Annotated in this window: 15 protein-coding genes; 8 read left to right on the top strand and 7 right to left on the bottom strand. The window is 56.3% G+C overall.

Going from position 1 to position 15,881, the window contains the following annotated elements:
- Nucleotide 1: 1 nt before the first annotated feature.
- From FDW96_RS13635 to FDW96_RS13615, 5 genes are all read left to right on the top strand, one after another.
- Entirely contained in the window at nucleotides 2-316 is a 315-nt protein-coding gene (locus tag FDW96_RS13635; RefSeq protein ID WP_061380971.1) for a putative quinol monooxygenase, read from the top strand.
- A gap of 33 nt (nucleotides 317-349) precedes the next feature.
- Entirely contained in the window at nucleotides 350-1,516 is a 1,167-nt protein-coding gene (locus FDW96_RS13630) for an iron-containing alcohol dehydrogenase (RefSeq protein ID WP_137365825.1), read from the top strand.
- Nucleotides 1,517-1,868: 352 nt separating this feature from the next.
- Nucleotides 1,869-2,936, top strand: a complete 1,068-nt coding sequence (locus FDW96_RS13625) for an HlyD family secretion protein (protein WP_137365824.1) — start codon at nucleotides 1,869-1,871, stop codon at nucleotides 2,934-2,936.
- Nucleotides 2,933-5,680, top strand: coding sequence for a ribosome-associated ATPase/putative transporter RbbA (rbbA, locus tag FDW96_RS13620; RefSeq protein ID WP_061380973.1), 2,748 nt, complete (start codon nucleotides 2,933-2,935; stop codon nucleotides 5,678-5,680). The genes FDW96_RS13625 and rbbA overlap by 4 nt, the downstream gene beginning before the upstream one ends.
- Nucleotides 5,680-6,804: an ABC transporter permease gene (locus FDW96_RS13615; protein ID WP_042311808.1), complete on the top strand. Its 1,125-nt coding sequence runs from the start codon at nucleotides 5,680-5,682 to the stop codon at nucleotides 6,802-6,804. Before rbbA ends, FDW96_RS13615 begins: the two co-directional genes overlap by 1 nt.
- Nucleotides 6,805-6,854: 50 nt before the next feature.
- On the opposite strand, the gene nikR is transcribed toward FDW96_RS13615, so the two are convergent.
- Both nikR and FDW96_RS13605 read right to left on the bottom strand, forming a co-directional pair.
- Nucleotides 6,855-7,256: a nickel-responsive transcriptional regulator NikR gene (gene nikR / locus FDW96_RS13610; RefSeq protein ID WP_006687486.1), complete on the bottom strand. Its 402-nt coding sequence runs from the start codon at nucleotides 7,254-7,256 to the stop codon at nucleotides 6,855-6,857.
- Nucleotides 7,257-7,347: 91 nt separating this feature from the next.
- A complete protein-coding gene (locus tag FDW96_RS13605) occupies nucleotides 7,348-8,208 on the bottom strand; it encodes a LysR family transcriptional regulator (protein ID WP_042311810.1) in 861 nt (286 codons plus the stop codon).
- A gap of 99 nt (nucleotides 8,209-8,307) precedes the next feature.
- On the opposite strand from FDW96_RS13605, the gene FDW96_RS13600 reads away from it, so the two are divergent.
- A complete protein-coding gene (locus FDW96_RS13600) occupies nucleotides 8,308-8,814 on the top strand; it encodes a phenolic acid decarboxylase (protein WP_042311811.1) in 507 nt (168 codons plus the stop codon).
- Here the strand turns inward: FDW96_RS13600 and acpT are convergent.
- Nucleotides 8,806-9,396, bottom strand: coding sequence for a 4'-phosphopantetheinyl transferase AcpT (acpT, locus tag FDW96_RS13595; protein ID WP_042311813.1), 591 nt, complete (start codon nucleotides 9,394-9,396; stop codon nucleotides 8,806-8,808). The two genes, FDW96_RS13600 and acpT, sit on opposite strands and share 9 nt — an antisense overlap.
- Nucleotides 9,397-9,458: 62 nt before the next feature.
- Entirely contained in the window at nucleotides 9,459-10,508 is a 1,050-nt protein-coding gene (locus FDW96_RS13590; RefSeq protein WP_042311816.1) for an AI-2E family transporter, read from the bottom strand.
- A gap of 133 nt (nucleotides 10,509-10,641) precedes the next feature.
- On the opposite strand from FDW96_RS13590, the gene FDW96_RS13585 reads away from it, so the two are divergent.
- Nucleotides 10,642-11,859 carry an MFS transporter gene (locus FDW96_RS13585; protein WP_079225863.1) on the top strand — a complete coding sequence of 406 codons (1,218 nt, stop codon included), beginning with the start codon at nucleotides 10,642-10,644 and terminating at the stop codon, nucleotides 11,857-11,859.
- Between the two features lie 3 nt (nucleotides 11,860-11,862).
- Here the strand turns inward: FDW96_RS13585 and FDW96_RS13580 are convergent, their stop codons facing one another.
- Together FDW96_RS13580 and FDW96_RS13575 are read right to left on the bottom strand one after the other, a co-directional pair.
- Nucleotides 11,863-12,420, bottom strand: a complete 558-nt coding sequence (locus FDW96_RS13580) for a DcrB family lipoprotein (RefSeq protein ID WP_016154847.1) — start codon at nucleotides 12,418-12,420, stop codon at nucleotides 11,863-11,865.
- 72 nt (nucleotides 12,421-12,492) lie between these two features.
- A complete protein-coding gene (locus tag FDW96_RS13575; RefSeq protein WP_061380975.1) occupies nucleotides 12,493-13,158 on the bottom strand; it encodes a 7-cyano-7-deazaguanine/7-aminomethyl-7-deazaguanine transporter in 666 nt (221 codons plus the stop codon).
- A 168-nt stretch (nucleotides 13,159-13,326) separates the two neighbouring features.
- Between FDW96_RS13575 and tusA the strand changes: the two genes are divergently transcribed.
- Nucleotides 13,327-13,572, top strand: a complete 246-nt coding sequence (gene tusA, locus FDW96_RS13570; RefSeq protein ID WP_003827551.1) for a sulfurtransferase TusA — start codon at nucleotides 13,327-13,329, stop codon at nucleotides 13,570-13,572.
- A gap of 43 nt (nucleotides 13,573-13,615) precedes the next feature.
- On the opposite strand, the gene zntA is transcribed toward tusA, so the two are convergent.
- Nucleotides 13,616-15,814 (bottom strand): Zn(II)/Cd(II)/Pb(II) translocating P-type ATPase ZntA, encoded by a 2,199-nt coding sequence (gene zntA, locus FDW96_RS13565; protein WP_137365823.1) that lies wholly within the window; start codon nucleotides 15,812-15,814, stop codon nucleotides 13,616-13,618.
- Nucleotides 15,815-15,881 lie beyond the last annotated feature (67 nt).

Raw genomic sequence — 15,881 nt, 5'->3', positions numbered from 1 at the left:
AATGGAAAACACGCAGCTGTTTGTCGTTGCACATTATTTTGCCCAACCGACGATGGGTGACAAGGTTAACGACGCGCTCAGAATACTGGCAGGGGCAACGCGTCAGGAGCCTGAAAATATATCGTATGAGTTTTTCCGCTCCACGGAAGATGGCGATCGCTTTGTGATTCTTGAAACTTATCGTTGTGCAGAGGGGCTGGAACTTCACCGGCAAACGGAACATTTCCAACGTATTGGCACTGGCATTATTGCCCCGATGCTGGCGCGTAAAGAGGTGAAAAGCTTTCACATTCATCCCGATGAACCGCATTGCTAAAAGCTGTCCATTTTCACTGCAAGGAATACCTCAATGAACAAAGTCATGAAGGATTTTGCGTTTACCACGGTAGCGGAAATCATCGTCGAGTGGGCGGGGGCGTCACGGTTAGGAGAGATCCTTCAGCCACGGTTTAGCGTGCGTCGTGTATTGCTGGTGACCGATCCCGGTCTGGTCAAGGCAGGGGTTTTACCGCCGGTTCTGCACAGTCTGCACGACGCAGGGTTTCAGGTGACGGTTTATGATCGGGTCCAACCCGACCCACACGAGCGCCTCGTTCGCGAAGCTTTACAGGTTGCCCGCGATGGTAACTGCGAGATGGTTATTGGTCTGGGGGGCGGTTCCTCGCTCGATGTCGCGAAGCTGGTGGCTGTATTAATCAACGCTGAACAAGACCTGGCGGAGCTTTACGGCATCGACAAGGTCACCGGGAAACGCCTACCGCTGGTTAACATTCCCACCACCGCCGGCACTGGGTCTGAAGTCACCAATATTGCAATTTTGACGACCAACGATGACAGCAAAATGGGCATTGTCTCCTCGCAACTGTATGGCGATTTGGTGCTATTGGATGCGCAACTGACCCTGGGACTTCCTCCTGTCCATACTGCCGCCGCCGGGATAGATGCGATGGTGCATGCGATTGAGGCCTATACCGGCAAGCATAAGAAAAACCCACTCTCGGACGCGCTGGCCCGCGAAGCGTTACGTTTAATCAGTCGCTATCTGGTGACCGCATGTCGTGACGGGCACAACCGTGAAGCGCGAGAAAATGTGCTGCTGGGCGCGATGCTGGCAGGACAGGCTTTCGCTAACTCTCCGGTGGCGGCGGTGCATGCGCTGGCTTATCCCTTGGGTGCCAGACACCATATCCCGCACGGCTTGTCGAATGCGCTAATGTTGGTTCCGGTGCTGCAGTTTAACGTGGCGGTAACGGCCCCACTTTATGCCGAGCTGGCTCCCGTCATTGGGGCGCAGGTGACAGGAAACGTGGATATCGATGCCCAGTCGTTTATTGCCGGGATGGTAAGCATTATTGCGGCAACCGGGGCGCCGAACAGGCTACGTGACGTTGGTGTTCCCGCAGACGGTCTGGCGATATTGGCGCAGGATGCCATGCAGCAGACCCGCTTGCTGGGCAATAATCCCGTTACGCTTAATGAAGACGATGCGTTGCGGCTTTACCAGCAGGCTTATTAAACCCTGAACGTGTCCGGTGAGTGGATCACCAGACACGCTTTGTCGGCGGTAATATCCCCACTACAACCGAATAGACATATTGAATCCAGGTGTTAGTATTCAATAGACAGCAGTTATGAGTATGCGTGTTTCATTTCCGGCCAGGAACGCTGATGATGACAACATTACTACCCGATTTCACAGCATTTTCGTCATTCACTTCCTTCGCGGCGCGCGTTGCCTTAACGCCTGCTCGCTCAATGGCCATTGTTTTTCATTCCTTCTCATCCCGGATGGAATCTCCCGCTGAATAGCTGTTCAGTGGGCTTTGTGACACGCAACGTTTGATAACAGGGATTACGGCGGGTCGAATATGGATAAGTTTAAGCGTCATCTGATGTGGTGGGGAGCGGGTGTTCTTTTGGTGGTGGCCGCGATAGCCTGGTGGATGCTGCGCCCTGCGGGAATACCGGAGGGGTTTGCAGCCAGCAACGGCAGAATTGAAGCCACCGAAGTGGATATTGCCACTAAGATTGCCGGGCGTATTGATACCATCCTCGTTTCGGAAGGGCAGTTTGTCCGTCAGGGCGAGGTGCTGGCGAAAATGGATACCCGCGTGCTGCAGGAACAGCGGCTGGAGGCGATCGCGCAAATCAAAGAAGCCGAAAGCGCGGTGGCGGCGGCGCGAGCGTTGCTGGAACAGCGGCAAAGTGAAATGCGCGCCGCGCAGTCGGTGGTAAAACAGCGTGAGGCGGAACTGCAGTCGGTCTCTAAACGTCATGTGCGTTCCCGTTCGCTATCCCAGCGAGGGGCGGTGTCCGAGCAACAACTGGATGACGATCGGGCCGCGGCGGAAAGTGCACGTGCCGCGCTGGAGTCGGCAAAGGCGCAGGTCTCTGCGGCCAAAGCGGCAATTGAAGCCGCTCGTACCAGCATCATTCAGGCGCAGACCCGCGTAGAAGCCGCACAGGCTACCGAACGTCGCATTGCCGCTGATATTGATGACAGTGAGCTGAAAGCTCCGCGCGATGGTCGCGTACAGTATCGCGTAGCCGAACCGGGCGAAGTGCTTTCCGCGGGTGGGCGTGTGCTGAATATGGTCGATCTCAGCGATGTCTACATGACGTTCTTCTTACCTACCGAACAGGCTGGCTTACTGAAGATTGGCGGCGAAGCGCGACTGGTGCTGGACGCCGCGCCGGATCTGCGTATTCCGGCGACCATCAGCTTTGTGGCCAGCGTCGCGCAGTTCACGCCGAAAACGGTGGAAACCAGTGATGAACGGCTGAAGCTGATGTTCCGCGTCAAAGCGCGTATCCCGCCAGAGCTGTTGCAGCAGCACCTCGAGTACGTGAAAACCGGTCTGCCGGGCATGGCGTGGGTGCGTGTCGATGAAAATCGCGCCTGGCCTGAGGATCTGATGGCGAGGTTGCCGCAATGACGCATCTGGCACTGGTTCCCGTTCCTCCCGTGGCGCACCTTGACGGCGTGAGTCAGCATTACGGGAAAACGGTCGCGCTGAACAATATCACGCTGGATATTCCCGCCCGTTGCATGGTGGGGTTGATTGGCCCGGATGGCGTTGGGAAATCGAGCTTGTTGTCGCTCATCTCCGGCGCGCGGGTCATTGAACACGGCAACGTGATGGTGCTGGGCGGCGATATGCGCGACCCGCAGCACCGCCGGGATGTCTGCCCGCGCATTGCCTGGATGCCGCAGGGGCTGGGGAAAAACCTGTATCACACGCTGTCGGTGTATGAGAACGTCGATTTCTTTGCCCGCCTGTTTGGTCATGATAAAGCGGAACGCGAAGCGCGGATTACCGAGCTGCTAAATAGTACCGGCCTGGCGCCGTTTCGCGATCGTCCTGCCGGGAAACTCTCGGGGGGGATGAAACAAAAGCTGGGGCTGTGCTGCGCGTTGATCCACGACCCGGAGCTATTAATTCTCGATGAACCCACCACCGGGGTCGATCCCCTGTCCCGCGCTCAGTTCTGGGATCTGATTGACAGTATTCGCCAGCGCCAGACCAACATGAGCGTACTGGTTGCGACCGCCTACATGGAAGAAGCCGAGCGCTTCGACTGGCTGGTGGCGATGAACGCCGGGGAGGTGTTAGCCACCGGGAGCGCACAACAGCTACGGGAACAAACCGCCAGCGATACGCTGGAGCAGGCGTTTATCGCGCTGTTACCCGAAGCCCAGCGTCAGGCACACAAACCGGTGGTGATCCCGCCGTATCACGCTGAGCGGGAAGAGATTGCCATTGAGGCGAAAGATTTGACCATGCGCTTCGGCAAGTTCGTCGCCGTTGACCACGTTAACTTTCGCATTCCGCGCGGGGAAATCTTCGGTTTTCTCGGCTCCAATGGCTGCGGCAAATCTACCACCATGAAGATGCTCACCGGGCTGCTGCCCGCAAGCGAAGGCGAGGCATGGCTGTTTGGGCAAGCGGTTGACCCGAAGAATATCGATACCCGCCGCCGGGTAGGCTATATGTCACAGGCGTTTTCGCTCTATAGCGAGCTGACCGTGCGGCAAAACCTCGAACTCCACGCGCGGCTGTTCCATATCCCCGAGGCAGAAATCCCTCAACGCGTACAAGAGATGAGCGAGCGCTTTAGCTTGGCCGATGTCGAAGACGCGTTGCCCGGCGCTCTGCCGTTGGGGATCCGTCAACGCCTGTCGCTGGCGGTGGCAGTGATTCATCGCCCGGAAATGCTCATTCTTGATGAGCCGACCTCCGGGGTCGATCCGGTGGCGAGGGACATGTTCTGGCAATTGATGGTTGATTTGTCGCGCCAGGATAAAGTGACCATTTTTATCTCCACCCACTTTATGAATGAAGCGGAGCGCTGCGATCGCATGTCGCTGATGCATGCCGGAAAAGTGCTGGCCAGCGGCACGCCGCAGGAACTGGTGAAGCAACGCGGTGCCGCCAGTCTGGAAGAGGCGTTTATCTCCTGGTTACAGGAAGCGGCTGGTCCGGCGCCGGAGACTACGCTTTCGCAAGCGGATACGCCGGTGGTGCATGAAAATAATCAGCCGCCACGCCAGGGCTTTAGCCTGCGGCGTTTGTTCAGCTACAGTCGGCGTGAAGCGCTGGAGCTGCGACGCGATCCGGTGCGCTCCACGCTGGCGCTGATGGGGACGGTGATCCTGATGCTGATTATGGGCTACGGCATCAGTATGGATGTGGAAAACCTGCGTTTTTCGGTGCTCGATCGTGACCAGACCGTCAGTAGCCAGGCGTGGACGTTGAATCTGGCAGGGTCGCGCTATTTTATCGAGCAGCCGCCGCTCACCAGTTATGACGAACTGGACAAACGGATGCGTTCGGGCGAGGTGGCAGTAGCCATTGAAATCCCGCCCAATTTTGGCCGCGATATCGCGCGTGGAACGCCGGTGAAGATTGGCGTCTGGGTTGATGGGGCGATGCCGAGCCGCGCAGAAACGGTCAGAGGCTATGTACAGGCGATGCACCAGACCTGGCTGCAGGATGTGATGGCCCGTCAGCCCAATGCCAGCGGGCAAAACGGGCTGATGACCATCGAGACGCGCTATCGTTACAACCCGGATGTGAAGAGTCTGCCGGCGATTGTTCCGGCGGTGATCCCGCTGCTGTTGATGATGATTCCTTCCATGCTCAGCGCACTCAGTGTGGTGCGCGAAAAAGAGCTGGGGTCGATTATCAACCTGTACGTTACGCCCACCACCCGCAGCGAGTTTTTGCTCGGCAAACAGCTGCCTTACATCGTGCTGGGAATGCTGAACTTCCTGCTGCTATGTGCGCTGTCGGTGTTTGTCTTCGGCGTCCCGCATAAGGGTAGCTTTTTAACACTGACGCTGGCCGCGCTGCTGTACGTCACCATTGCTACCGGACTGGGCTTGTTAATCTCTACGTTTATGAAAAGCCAGATCGCCGCCATTTTTGGTACGGCGATTATTACGCTGATCCCGGCGACACAGTTTTCCGGGATGATCGATCCGGTGGCCTCGTTGGAAGGGCCGGGACGCTGGATTGGTGAAATTTATCCGACCAGCCATTTTCTGACCATTGCGCGCGGGACGTTCTCTAAAGCGCTGGATCTGGCGGATCTTTGGCAGCTATTTATCCCGCTGGCAATCGCTATTCCTGTAGTGGTTGGTCTGAGCGTATTACTGCTGAAAAAACAGGAGGGGTGATGCGCCGATTACGCAATATTTATAACCTTGGCATCAAAGAGTTACGCAGTCTGCTGGGTGACAAAGCGATGCTGACGCTGATCGTTTTCGCCTTCACGATTTCGGTTTACTCCTCCGCAACTGTCCTGCCGGGGTCGCTACATCTGGCGCCGATTGCCATCGCGGATATGGACCAGTCGCAGTTGTCGAACCGGATTGTGAACAGCTTTTATCGCCCGTGGTTTTTGCCGCCGGAGATGATCACCGCCGATGAGATGGATGCCGGGCTGGATGCCGGTCGCTACACCTTCGCTGTGAACATTCCGCCTGATTTTCAGCGTGATGTGCTGGCCGGGCGACAGCCGGATATCCAGGTCAACGTCGATGCCACGCGGATGAGCCAGGCCTTCACCGGCAACAGCTATATCCAGAATATCATTAGTGGTGAAGTGAACAGTTTTGTGGCGCGTTACCGCGATAATAATGAGCCGCCGGTGGCGCTGGAAATGCGCATGCGCTTCAACCCCAACCTGGAGCCTGCCCGCTTTGGCGCGGTAATGGCAATTATCAATAACATTACCATGCTGGCGATTGTGCTTACCGGGTCGGCGCTGATCCGCGAGCGCGAACATGGGACCATTGAGCACCTGCTGGTGATGCCGGTGACACCGTTTGAGATAATGATGGCGAAAATCTGGTCGATGGGACTGGTGGTGCTGGTGGTTTCCGGTCTGTCGCTGATGCTGATGGTAAAAGGCGTACTCGGGGTGCCAATTGAAGGCTCGATACCGCTGTTTATGCTGGGCGTGGCGCTGAGCCTGTTCGCCACCACCTCGATCGGCATATTTATGGGTACGCTGGCGCGTTCCATGCCGCAACTGGGGCTGCTGATGATTCTGGTGCTGCTGCCGTTACAGATGCTCTCCGGCGGCTCCACGCCGCGTGAAAGCATGCCGCAGGCGGTGCAGGACATTATGCTGACCATGCCGACCACCCACTTTGTCAGCCTCGCGCAGGCGATACTTTATCGCGGGGCCGGGTTTAACATCGTCTGGCCGCAGTTCCTGACGCTGCTGGCGATTGGCGGGGCGTTCTTCCTGATAGCGCTGCTGCGTTTTCGCAAGACGATCGGCACGATGGCGTAAACATTATTGCCGGATAAGGCGCAGCCGCCATCCGGCAACGAAACAGGCAATCACTCTTCTTTCGGCAGGCACTGCAAATGACCGTGGCGTACGCCGCGCTGGGAAATGACGTCATCGGCAAAATGCTGCACATCGCCCATGTCACCTTTCAGCACAGCGATTTCCAGGCAGTCGTCATGGTTGATATGCACATGTAATGTGGCGACCGATAAATCATGGTGGTGGTGCTGGGTGGAAACAATACGGCTCGCCAGGTCGCGTTTCTCATGCTCATAAACATATGAGAGTACCGCGAAGCCTTGGGTGCCGTGCTCCTGGGTGGTTTCTTGCGCCAGTGCGCCGCGCAGAATATCGCGGATCGCTTCGGAACGGTTGTTGTAGCCACGGCGCTGGCTCAGGCCGTCGAGCGTTTCCAGTAAATCGTCATCGAGGGTAATGGTGACTCGTTGCATCTGCAATTAACCTTTCATGTGGCGCGTTGGCGCACAGGGAATAAAGGGAATAGCGTATTTTGTAACATACGTCAGGCATCCGGGGAAAAGGTTAATGCTCCCGCAATAAACGCAGCAGGGTACTGACCTGTTCATCCAGCGGGGCGAGCGTATCTTTAACGATCAGATGCAGCGGCGTGGCGCGGCGAGCGCCATGGCTTAACGGCAGCGGACGTAAAAGCCCCTGGGCCAGTTGCGTCTGAATACGCTCCTCAGGCAGCCAGCCGTAACCGACCTGATACATGACAGCATCAATCGCGGCATCAATGGTAGAGAAGGTCCAGGCATCGCGCACCGGTTGCTGCGGGTTGTCGCGATCGGCAATGCGAATCAGTGGCCACGCGCGTAATGCGTCTTCATCCAGCGGTGCATCAAGAGTGCAGAGCGGGTGATCGCGATGGGCAACGGCCACGAAGTCAATGTTCATCAGCCATTCACCACGCCCGGTAACATCCTGACGCCGGGTCAGGACCATTACGTCCGCATCGGCATGCGCTGCCAGCCTGTCGTCTGCATTTTCCAGTACCTCGGTCAGCCGCACCTGCGTTTGCGGCCACGCCAGCTGAAACTGCTTGAGGATCGCGAACAGGCGTTTGCGTGGGAAGATACTATCCACCAGCAAATCCAGCCGTGTTCGCGTGCCGTTTTGCAACGTTGCTGCCCGGGTCTCCACCCATAAAAAGGCCTTCAGTAACGGTTTGACCTGAGCTAGCAACAACTCGCCCGCCGGGGTTAAAACCGCCCTGCGGCCTTCCGGCGTCAGCAGCGGCACGCCGAGTCGCTCCTGCAGTAGCGCCAGATTGTAGCTTACCGATGACTGGCTACGGTTGGTCTCTTCCGCGGCTTTCGCAAAGCTGCCCAGTTCCACCACTTTCTCCAGCAGGGCCCATTGTTCGAGGGTTGTTTTGTGCATAACTCATCTAAAAATTGAATGAATATGATGTAAACATAGCGTTATTCATCCAATTTTTGAAGCGTTAAGATCTTCGCATCAAGTAAGAGGAGAACGAATATGAGCGCTTTTGATAAACATGATTTGAGCGAATTTGTCGGCAAACATCTGGTCTATACCTACGATAATGGCTGGAATTACGAGATCTACGTAAAAAATGAGACCACGCTGGATTACCGCATTCACAGCGGTATTGTGGGTAATCGTTGGGTGAAAGATCAGCGGGCGTATATTGTGCGGGTAGGGGCGAGTGTTTATAAAATTTCCTGGACCGAACCGACCGGGACCGACGTCAGCCTGATCGTAAACCTGGGCGACAAACTCTTTCACGGCACCATCTTTTTCCCGCGCTGGGTGATTAACAATCCGGAAAAAACGGTGTGCTTCCAGAATGATCATATTCCGTTGATGATGTCGTATCGCGATGCGGGTCCGGCGTATCCAACCGAGGTGATTGATGAGTTCGCGACCATCACCTTCGTGCGTGACTGCGGGGCAAACAATGACGACGTGATTGCCTGCGCGGCGAGTGAGTTGCCGAAAAACTTCCCGGAAAATTTACGCTAAGGCTTCCAGACGCTGCACGGCGTCGGCGGTCAGGGTAAATGGCGTGGGGGTGCACACCGCCAGGCTCAGGGTATCGATCTGGCACTGGCTGACGGAGAGTGAGGAGGTCAGCGCGGTGCTATCGACGCTGACGATTTGCCAGGCGCTGCCGCCACGCTGTTTCACAATAGCTTCTTTACGCGTCCAGATACGCCAGAACGCCGCCAGCTGTTGCTCCGGGCGTTCGGCCTCTACTTCGGCATGTTCTCCGAGACTGAACACCGTGTTTGCCAGCGTCTGCCAGTTATCGCGCGGGCGCACGACTTCAATATCGCAGCCGACTTCCCCTTCGTCGCTGAGCAGCAGGACGATGTCATCGCCGCTATGGCTGAGATTGAACCACAGAGGCGTATCAGCGGGAAAGGCAGGTTTTCCTTGTTCACCGTAGACAATGTCCGGCAATGGCGAAAGGGCATGGGAAAGCAGCACGCGGCCTGCCAGCCAGCGTGCCCGGCGAGCACCTTGCGGCGCTTGCTCTTTCATCGCGGCAGGCAGTTCGCCAGCGCTTAAAACAGAAACTTTCCCAAGAACGATCTGATACATATCAGGACTAACCTTTAGTAATAATGGGGTTGTGTATCATTCTTCACGTGCCATTTGCAAGTTTATCCCGGTAATCGACTTTTGGGTCTGCCTGGTCCCAGCAAAATTGCCAGTTTGCTGCCGCCTTTGGTGGTTTCCATCCAGATTTTACACACGCTGGTTAACGGCACGGAGAGTAACATGCCGACCGGGCCGAGCAGCCATCCCCATACCAACAGGGAGAGAAAGACGATCAGCGTCGATAATCCCAGGCGGTGCCCCATCATACGGGGTTCGAGAATATTACCAATCACCATATGCACGACCAGAAACAGCGCGCCAACCAGCACGCATTCGTAAATGCCGTTGAACAGCAGCGCCTGAACCATGGGCGGGACGGCGGAAATGACCGAGCCAATATTGGGCACGTAGTTTAGCAGGAATGCCAGCACGCCCCACATCAGAGCAAACTGAATCCCCATCAGCGCCAGCCCCAGCCAGACAATGGCGCCGGTCCATAAGCTGAGCAACGTTTTCAGCGCCAGATAGTGTGAAACGCCCTTCAGCGCCCGATGCAGTCCCGCAATATGAATCTGCGGATTGTTTAACGCGAAGCGCAGCTTATAGGGAACGTGGCGCACTTCAAACAGCATAAAGACGACCGTCATTACCAACAGGACGACGCTGGCCATGGCGCCGGAAAGACTCGTCATTAGCGTGGTCGTGAAGGTCATCAGTTTGTCGGAGTCCATCCGTTGCAGCATGCGCTCCGGGGACATATGCAGGTTCAGAAAGGGGACCATTTCTTGCAGATACAGAACTTTGCGCGTCAACTCCTTATTGTATTTTGGCAACATGGCCATGAACTCAGTGATCGACGATGCAAGCACGCCAACCAGCGCCGTAAGAACAATCAGCATTACCACGACCACTAACGTAATGGCTACCGGGCGACGCACCCCCCGGCGAATAAACCAGGTGACCAGCGGGTTCAATACGATGGCAAAAAAGAGCGCCAATAGCAGTTGCACAATGATATCCGCCGCGGCATGGATGCCCGCAAGGATCACCACCAAAGCGGCCAGTTTGAGCAAAATATGCATACCCGTTTTATCGGGCTGAGCGGTTGTCATGTTTTCTTCCTGTTTGCGTTTTTGCATTAAGTGTAGCGGTTGGCTTGCGTCTGTTATTCCTAAACTGGCTGCTGATTTATGGTCTGCAACATGGTAGAAATGAAACACTGTTGTGAAAATGTGGTGACCTTCCATGCCCGAACCCGTCGCTGAACCGACGCTAAGCGGTTTGCGCCTTAATCTGCGCATTGTTTCGGTGGTGATGTTTAACTTCGCCAGCTATCTGACCATCGGCCTGCCGCTCGCGGTATTGCCAGGCTATGTCCATGATGTGATGGGATTTAGCGCCTTCTGGGCGGGGCTGGTTATCAGCCTGCAATATTTCGCCACGCTGCTGAGCCGCCCTCATGCTGGTCGCTATGCCGATCTGCTGGGGCCGAAAAAAATCGTGGTATTCGGACTGTGCGGCTGCTTTTTAAGTGGTTTGGGCTACCTGCTGGCGGGATCAACGAATGGTTGGCCGTTGGCCAGCCTGTTGCTGCTATGCCTGGGGCGCGTGATTCTGGGCATCGGGCAAAGCTTTGCCGGGACCGGCTCTACGCTATGGGGCGTGGGAGTTGTTGGCTCAATGCATATCGGACGGGTGATTTCGTGGAACGGCATCGTGACCTATGGCGCGATGGCGATAGGCGCTCCGCTGGGCGTTCTGTGTTATGCCTGGGGAGGCTTACAGGGGCTGGCGCTGACCGTGATGGGCGTGGCGCTGTTGGCAATACTGCTGGCGCTCCCCCGTCCGGCGGTGAAGGCCAGCAAAGGCAAACCGTTGCCGTTTCGCGCGGTACTTGGACGCGTCTGGTTGTACGGCATGGCGCTGGCGTTGGCCTCCGCCGGATTTGGCGTGATCGCCACCTTTATCACGCTGTTTTATGATGCTAAAGGTTGGGACGGCGCAGCTTTTGCGCTGACGCTTTTTAGCTGTACGTTTGTGGGTACTCGCTTGTTATTCCCAAATGGTATCAATCGGTTAGGTGGGCTCAATGTCGCGATGATCTGTTTTAGCGTCGAGATTGTTGGGTTACTGCTGGTGGGCATGGCCTCCATGCCGTGGATGGCGAAAATCGGCGTTCTGCTGGCAGGTGCCGGGTTCTCGTTGGTCTTCCCGGCGCTGGGCGTGGTGGCGGTAAAAGCCGTCCCGCAGCAAAATCAGGGCGCCGCGCTGGCGACCTATACGGTGTTTATGGATTTATCGCTGGGCGTTACCGGGCCGCTGGCCGGGCTGGTAATGACGTGGGCGGGTGTACCGGTTATCTATCTGGCGGCAGCCGGGCTGGTGGCGGTGGCGTTACTGCTGACCTGGCGGCTAAAAAAACGGCCTCAGGTGGTGTCACCGGAGGCCGAGTCATCGTCTTAACCGTTACTGGATAACCAGCGTGTTAATGATGTTTTCTGCGGTCGTTTGCGCTTTTTGCTGATCGTCAGCAGGCAGCGTGATTTGCAGCGTCAGCAGTTGGTTGTCCACTTTACCCAGCACCACGGAAGAGTAAGCGGTCTGGCCTTTGGCCGAGATGATGCTGTCTAACTGTTGCAGCGTGTGGCCTTTCAGCTCAATAGATTTATTGGTGACGACCTGCAACTGCGGGTCGCGGCTACGCTGCTGATCTTCCAGGCGTTTTGCCAGCACCGCCAGATCTTCGTTGGTATTGTCGCCGACAATTACAATCACCGCTTTCTGGCCGGTTGCGTCAGAATACACGTGCATATTGTTCGCCTGGGTACCCAGCTTGCCGCTCTGATCGGTCATATCCGCGGGCAGGGAAAAACTGAGTTTGCCGTCCAGCAGGCTGACCGGTTGTCCGGTGGCGCTACTCTCTGCGGCAGCACCTTCTGCTGGCGCTTTTGTATCGCTATTATCACAGGCCGCAAGCCCCATAACCAGCAGGCCAATACCGACATATTTAACCAGATTGCGCATTGACTTCTTCCTTTCGATAAACGGCCATAACGGCTCATTCGACCATCTTATCACAACTCGGAAAATGAACCTTTAACTCGTCTGCAATGCAGATAATTCAGATTTATCTGCCAGCCTTTTCAGTAACATATTCAGCAGTACGCCGTACATCGGCAGGAAGAAAATAATGCTGATCAGTACCTTGAAGCAGTAGTCGACCAGCGCGATTTCCATCCAGTGCTCGGCCATAAAGGCATCCGGGCTACGCCAGAAAGCGATAAAGAAAAAGGCCAACGTATCGCTGATGTTGCCAAACAGCGTGGAAGCCGTCGGCGCCAGCCACCAGCGGCGGTTCTGACGCAGGCGGTTAAAGACATGCACATCCAGAATTTGTCCCAGCGCGTAAGCCATAAAGCTGGCTGCAGCGATACGGGCGACAAACAGGTTAAAGTGCAGCAGCGCGCTGAACCCCTGCCAGGATCCCATATAGAACAGTGATGAAACAACATAGGAGATCAGCAGCGCGGGGATCATCACCGCAAAGATGATACGTCTTGCCAACGGCGCGCCAAAAATACGCACGGTCAGGTCGGTCGCGAGGAAAATGAACGGAAAGCTAAAAGCGCCCCATGTGGTATGGAAACCAAAAATGGAGATCGGGAGCTGCACCAGATAGTTGCTGGAGGTGATCACCAGCAGATGAAATAGCGATAGCCAAAACAACGCTTTTACGCGCTGAGATTGTGTAAACGGAGTCATATTGTGACCTTTTTGTTGGATGGGGTGAGGGAACCCAATAAAAAACCGTCGCATGATACTGCTTTAAGAGCACATTGCAATGGTTGTTTTTCACGCAATCGTTAACCTGATTGGCTTACGCCACAACAGAGCGTAAAATAACGCCGTTTTTGCATGAATGAGACTACGATGAGCGATCTGTTTACCTCTCCCGATCATACGCTTGATGCCCAGGGACTACGCTGCCCGGAACCTGTAATGATGGTGCGTAAAACTGTGCGCGGTATGCAGGCGGGTGAAACGTTGCTGATTGTCGCCGACGATCCGGCGACAACCCGCGATATTCCCGGCTTCTGTACCTTTATGGAGCATGAACTGGTGGCCAAAGAGACCGACTCTCTGCCGTACCGCTATTTAGTGCGCAAAGGGCAGTAATCTTGTTATGCCGGATGGCGCTAACGCTTATCCGGCCTACAGGTTACCCTTTACGCAACAACCGCAGCGCGTTCGCGGTCACCAGCACCGTCGCCCCCGTATCAGCCAGCACCGCCAGCCACAGTCCGGTTATCCCGAGCAGCGTGGTGACGAGGAAAATCCCCTTCAAACCCAGCGCAATCGCAATGTTCTGGCGAATATTAGCGTGGGTGGCGCGCGCCAGTTGAATCATTTGCACCAGGCCACGCAGACGGTTGTGGGTCAGGGCGGCATCGGCGGTTTCCAGCGCGACGTCGGTCCCGCTACCCATGGCAATGCCGATGGTCGCCGCTTTCATTGCCGGAGCGTCGTTGATACCGTCGCCGACCATCGCCAGCGGCGACTGTTGGTTGAGATGGGTAACGGCCCGCACCTTATCTTCCGGCATTAATCCTGCTTTGAATTCCAGACCCAGCTCCCCGGCAATGGCTGCTGCCGCGCGTGGGTTATCGCCGGTCAGGATTACCCCTTTCACGCCGATCTGAGTGAGCTCGCTGATGGCCGTGCGGGCGTCATCGCGCAGCGTGTCCTGTAGAGCCAGTACGCCGAGAACGGTATCGTTACGCAGCACCAGCACCACCGTCTGGCCCGCGCTTTCCAGCTCGCTAATCTGTCCGGCAAAGGCATCGGCAGGCTGTTTGCCCGCAGCGCAAATCAGTACGCGCTCGCCGTTGACCAGCGCTTCAATTCCGGAGCCAACCAGCGCCCGTTGTTCTTTCGCTACAGGAATTGTCAGCTCACGCGTTTGCGCTTCCCGAACAATCGCCTGCGCCAGTGGGTGTGTTGCACCTTGCTCTACCGCCGCTGCCAGCGCCAGCAGTTCAGCCTCATCAATACCGCTTGCCGAATGAATCGCCGTCACGCGCGGTTTACCGATGGTCAGGGTGCCGGTTTTATCAAACGCCACCTGCGTGACTCTACCCAACTGTTCCAGTGTCGCACCGCCTTTAATGAGTGCGCCACGACGCGCCGCGGCGGCAAGACCAGAGGTAATCGCTGCGGGGGTTGAGATAACCAGCGCACACGGGCAGCCAATCAGCAACAGCGTCAGTCCTTTATAAATCCACTCCTGCCACGAGGCGGCAAACAGCAGCGGCGGGACGAGGGTAACCAGCAGCGCAACCGCCATAATAGCGGGGGTATAAATTCGGCTGAAACGGTCAATAAAGCGCTCAATGGGGGCGCGGCGTTCTTCCGCTTCTTCAATCAGCTTCAGAATGCGATCGATAGCGCTGGCGCCCGGCTCGGAGAGCACTTCCAGCGTAACCAGACGATCCACGCTGGTGGCGCCCGCCGGGACTTTCTCGCCGGTGGCGCGTTCAACCGGGATCGATTCGCCGGTCAGGGCGCTTTCATCAAAGCTGGCAAAGCCGGAGACCAACTTACCGTCGGCAGGTAAACGCCCACCGGCGGCAACTTCGATAATATCGCCAGGCTGGAGGGTATTGATAGCCACCTCTTCGCGCTCGCCGTTACGCAGGCGCGTGGCGGTTTCCGGCTTGAGTGCCATCAGTGCGCTGACCCCTTTACGGGCGCGGCTGGCGGCCCACCCTTCCAGACGCTCACCAATTAAAAACAGCAGTAGCACCATGGCGGCTTCCGCCGTCGCGCCGATAAACAGCGCGCCAATCGCGGCCACGCTCATCAACGTTTCAATGGCGAAGTAGCTGCCGGTTTTCATCAGACGTAGCGCCTGACGGGCAATGGGATACAGGCCCACCAGCGTGGTGGCGATAAACGCTATCTGACCGAAAGGATGATTGAACTGCTCCAGCCCCCAGCTAATCGCCATCATGATTATCAGCGAAATCAACGGCAGGTTCTCTCTAAAGCGTGATTCGGGGGCGGCTTCCGGTGCTTGTTCATCGCGCAGGGTATAACCTGCCTTTTGTACCGCGCTTTCAACTTGCTGACGGATATCAGAACCCGCATCGACGACCAGTTTTTCGGTGGCGAACAGCACCTGGACCTGGTTGACGCCGCTCACCTGGCGGACCGCATTTTCCACTTTCCGGGCGCAGGCGGCACAGTCCATTCCTGCCACTTTCCAGGAATAACGGGTGCCAATTACCCTTTCGGATACGGGTGATGGGGTTGAGCAACTTCCTTCACAGCAGCAGTCGTCCGTTTTTTGTGGGGCAGGTGCTGGCTTGAAAGAAGAGAATTGTGGGGCTTTTTTGCCAGGGGCATCGGGCGTCGACATGGCATCCTCCGGTTAATAATCATTTCGTATTAACCGAAGGATACACTCTGAAGTCGACTCCAGAGTC

The organism is Citrobacter sp. TBCS-15, assembly GCF_005280815.1.
In the GTDB taxonomy this organism is placed as follows: Bacteria; Pseudomonadota; Gammaproteobacteria; order Enterobacterales; family Enterobacteriaceae; genus Citrobacter; species Citrobacter werkmanii.
The sequence above is the reverse complement of the archived record's forward strand: the minus strand, read 5'-3'. Positions and strand labels throughout refer to the sequence as shown.

Coding starts and splice junctions, on each gene's coding strand:
- zntA (WP_137365823.1), bottom strand. CDS start 15,814: ATGTCGACGCCCGATGCCCCTGGCAAAAAAGCCCCACAATTCTCTTCT.
- FDW96_RS13590 (WP_042311816.1), bottom strand. CDS start 10,508: ATGACAACCGCTCAGCCCGATAAAACGGGTATGCATATTTTGCTCAAA.
- FDW96_RS13615 (WP_042311808.1), top strand. CDS start 5,680: ATGCGCCGATTACGCAATATTTATAACCTTGGCATCAAAGAGTTACGC.
- FDW96_RS13625 (WP_137365824.1), top strand. CDS start 1,869: ATGGATAAGTTTAAGCGTCATCTGATGTGGTGGGGAGCGGGTGTTCTT.
- FDW96_RS13580 (WP_016154847.1), bottom strand. CDS start 12,420: ATGCGCAATCTGGTTAAATATGTCGGTATTGGCCTGCTGGTTATGGGG.
- FDW96_RS13630 (WP_137365825.1), top strand. CDS start 350: ATGAACAAAGTCATGAAGGATTTTGCGTTTACCACGGTAGCGGAAATC.
- FDW96_RS13600 (WP_042311811.1), top strand. CDS start 8,308: ATGAGCGCTTTTGATAAACATGATTTGAGCGAATTTGTCGGCAAACAT.
- FDW96_RS13585 (WP_079225863.1), top strand. CDS start 10,642: ATGCCCGAACCCGTCGCTGAACCGACGCTAAGCGGTTTGCGCCTTAAT.
- FDW96_RS13635 (WP_061380971.1), top strand. CDS start 2: ATGGAAAACACGCAGCTGTTTGTCGTTGCACATTATTTTGCCCAACCG.
- tusA (WP_003827551.1), top strand. CDS start 13,327: ATGAGCGATCTGTTTACCTCTCCCGATCATACGCTTGATGCCCAGGGA.
- FDW96_RS13605 (WP_042311810.1), bottom strand. CDS start 8,208: ATGCACAAAACAACCCTCGAACAATGGGCCCTGCTGGAGAAAGTGGTG.
- nikR (WP_006687486.1), bottom strand. CDS start 7,256: ATGCAACGAGTCACCATTACCCTCGATGACGATTTACTGGAAACGCTC.
- FDW96_RS13575 (WP_061380975.1), bottom strand. CDS start 13,158: ATGACTCCGTTTACACAATCTCAGCGCGTAAAAGCGTTGTTTTGGCTA.
- acpT (WP_042311813.1), bottom strand. CDS start 9,396: ATGTATCAGATCGTTCTTGGGAAAGTTTCTGTTTTAAGCGCTGGCGAA.
- rbbA (WP_061380973.1), top strand. CDS start 2,933: ATGACGCATCTGGCACTGGTTCCCGTTCCTCCCGTGGCGCACCTTGAC.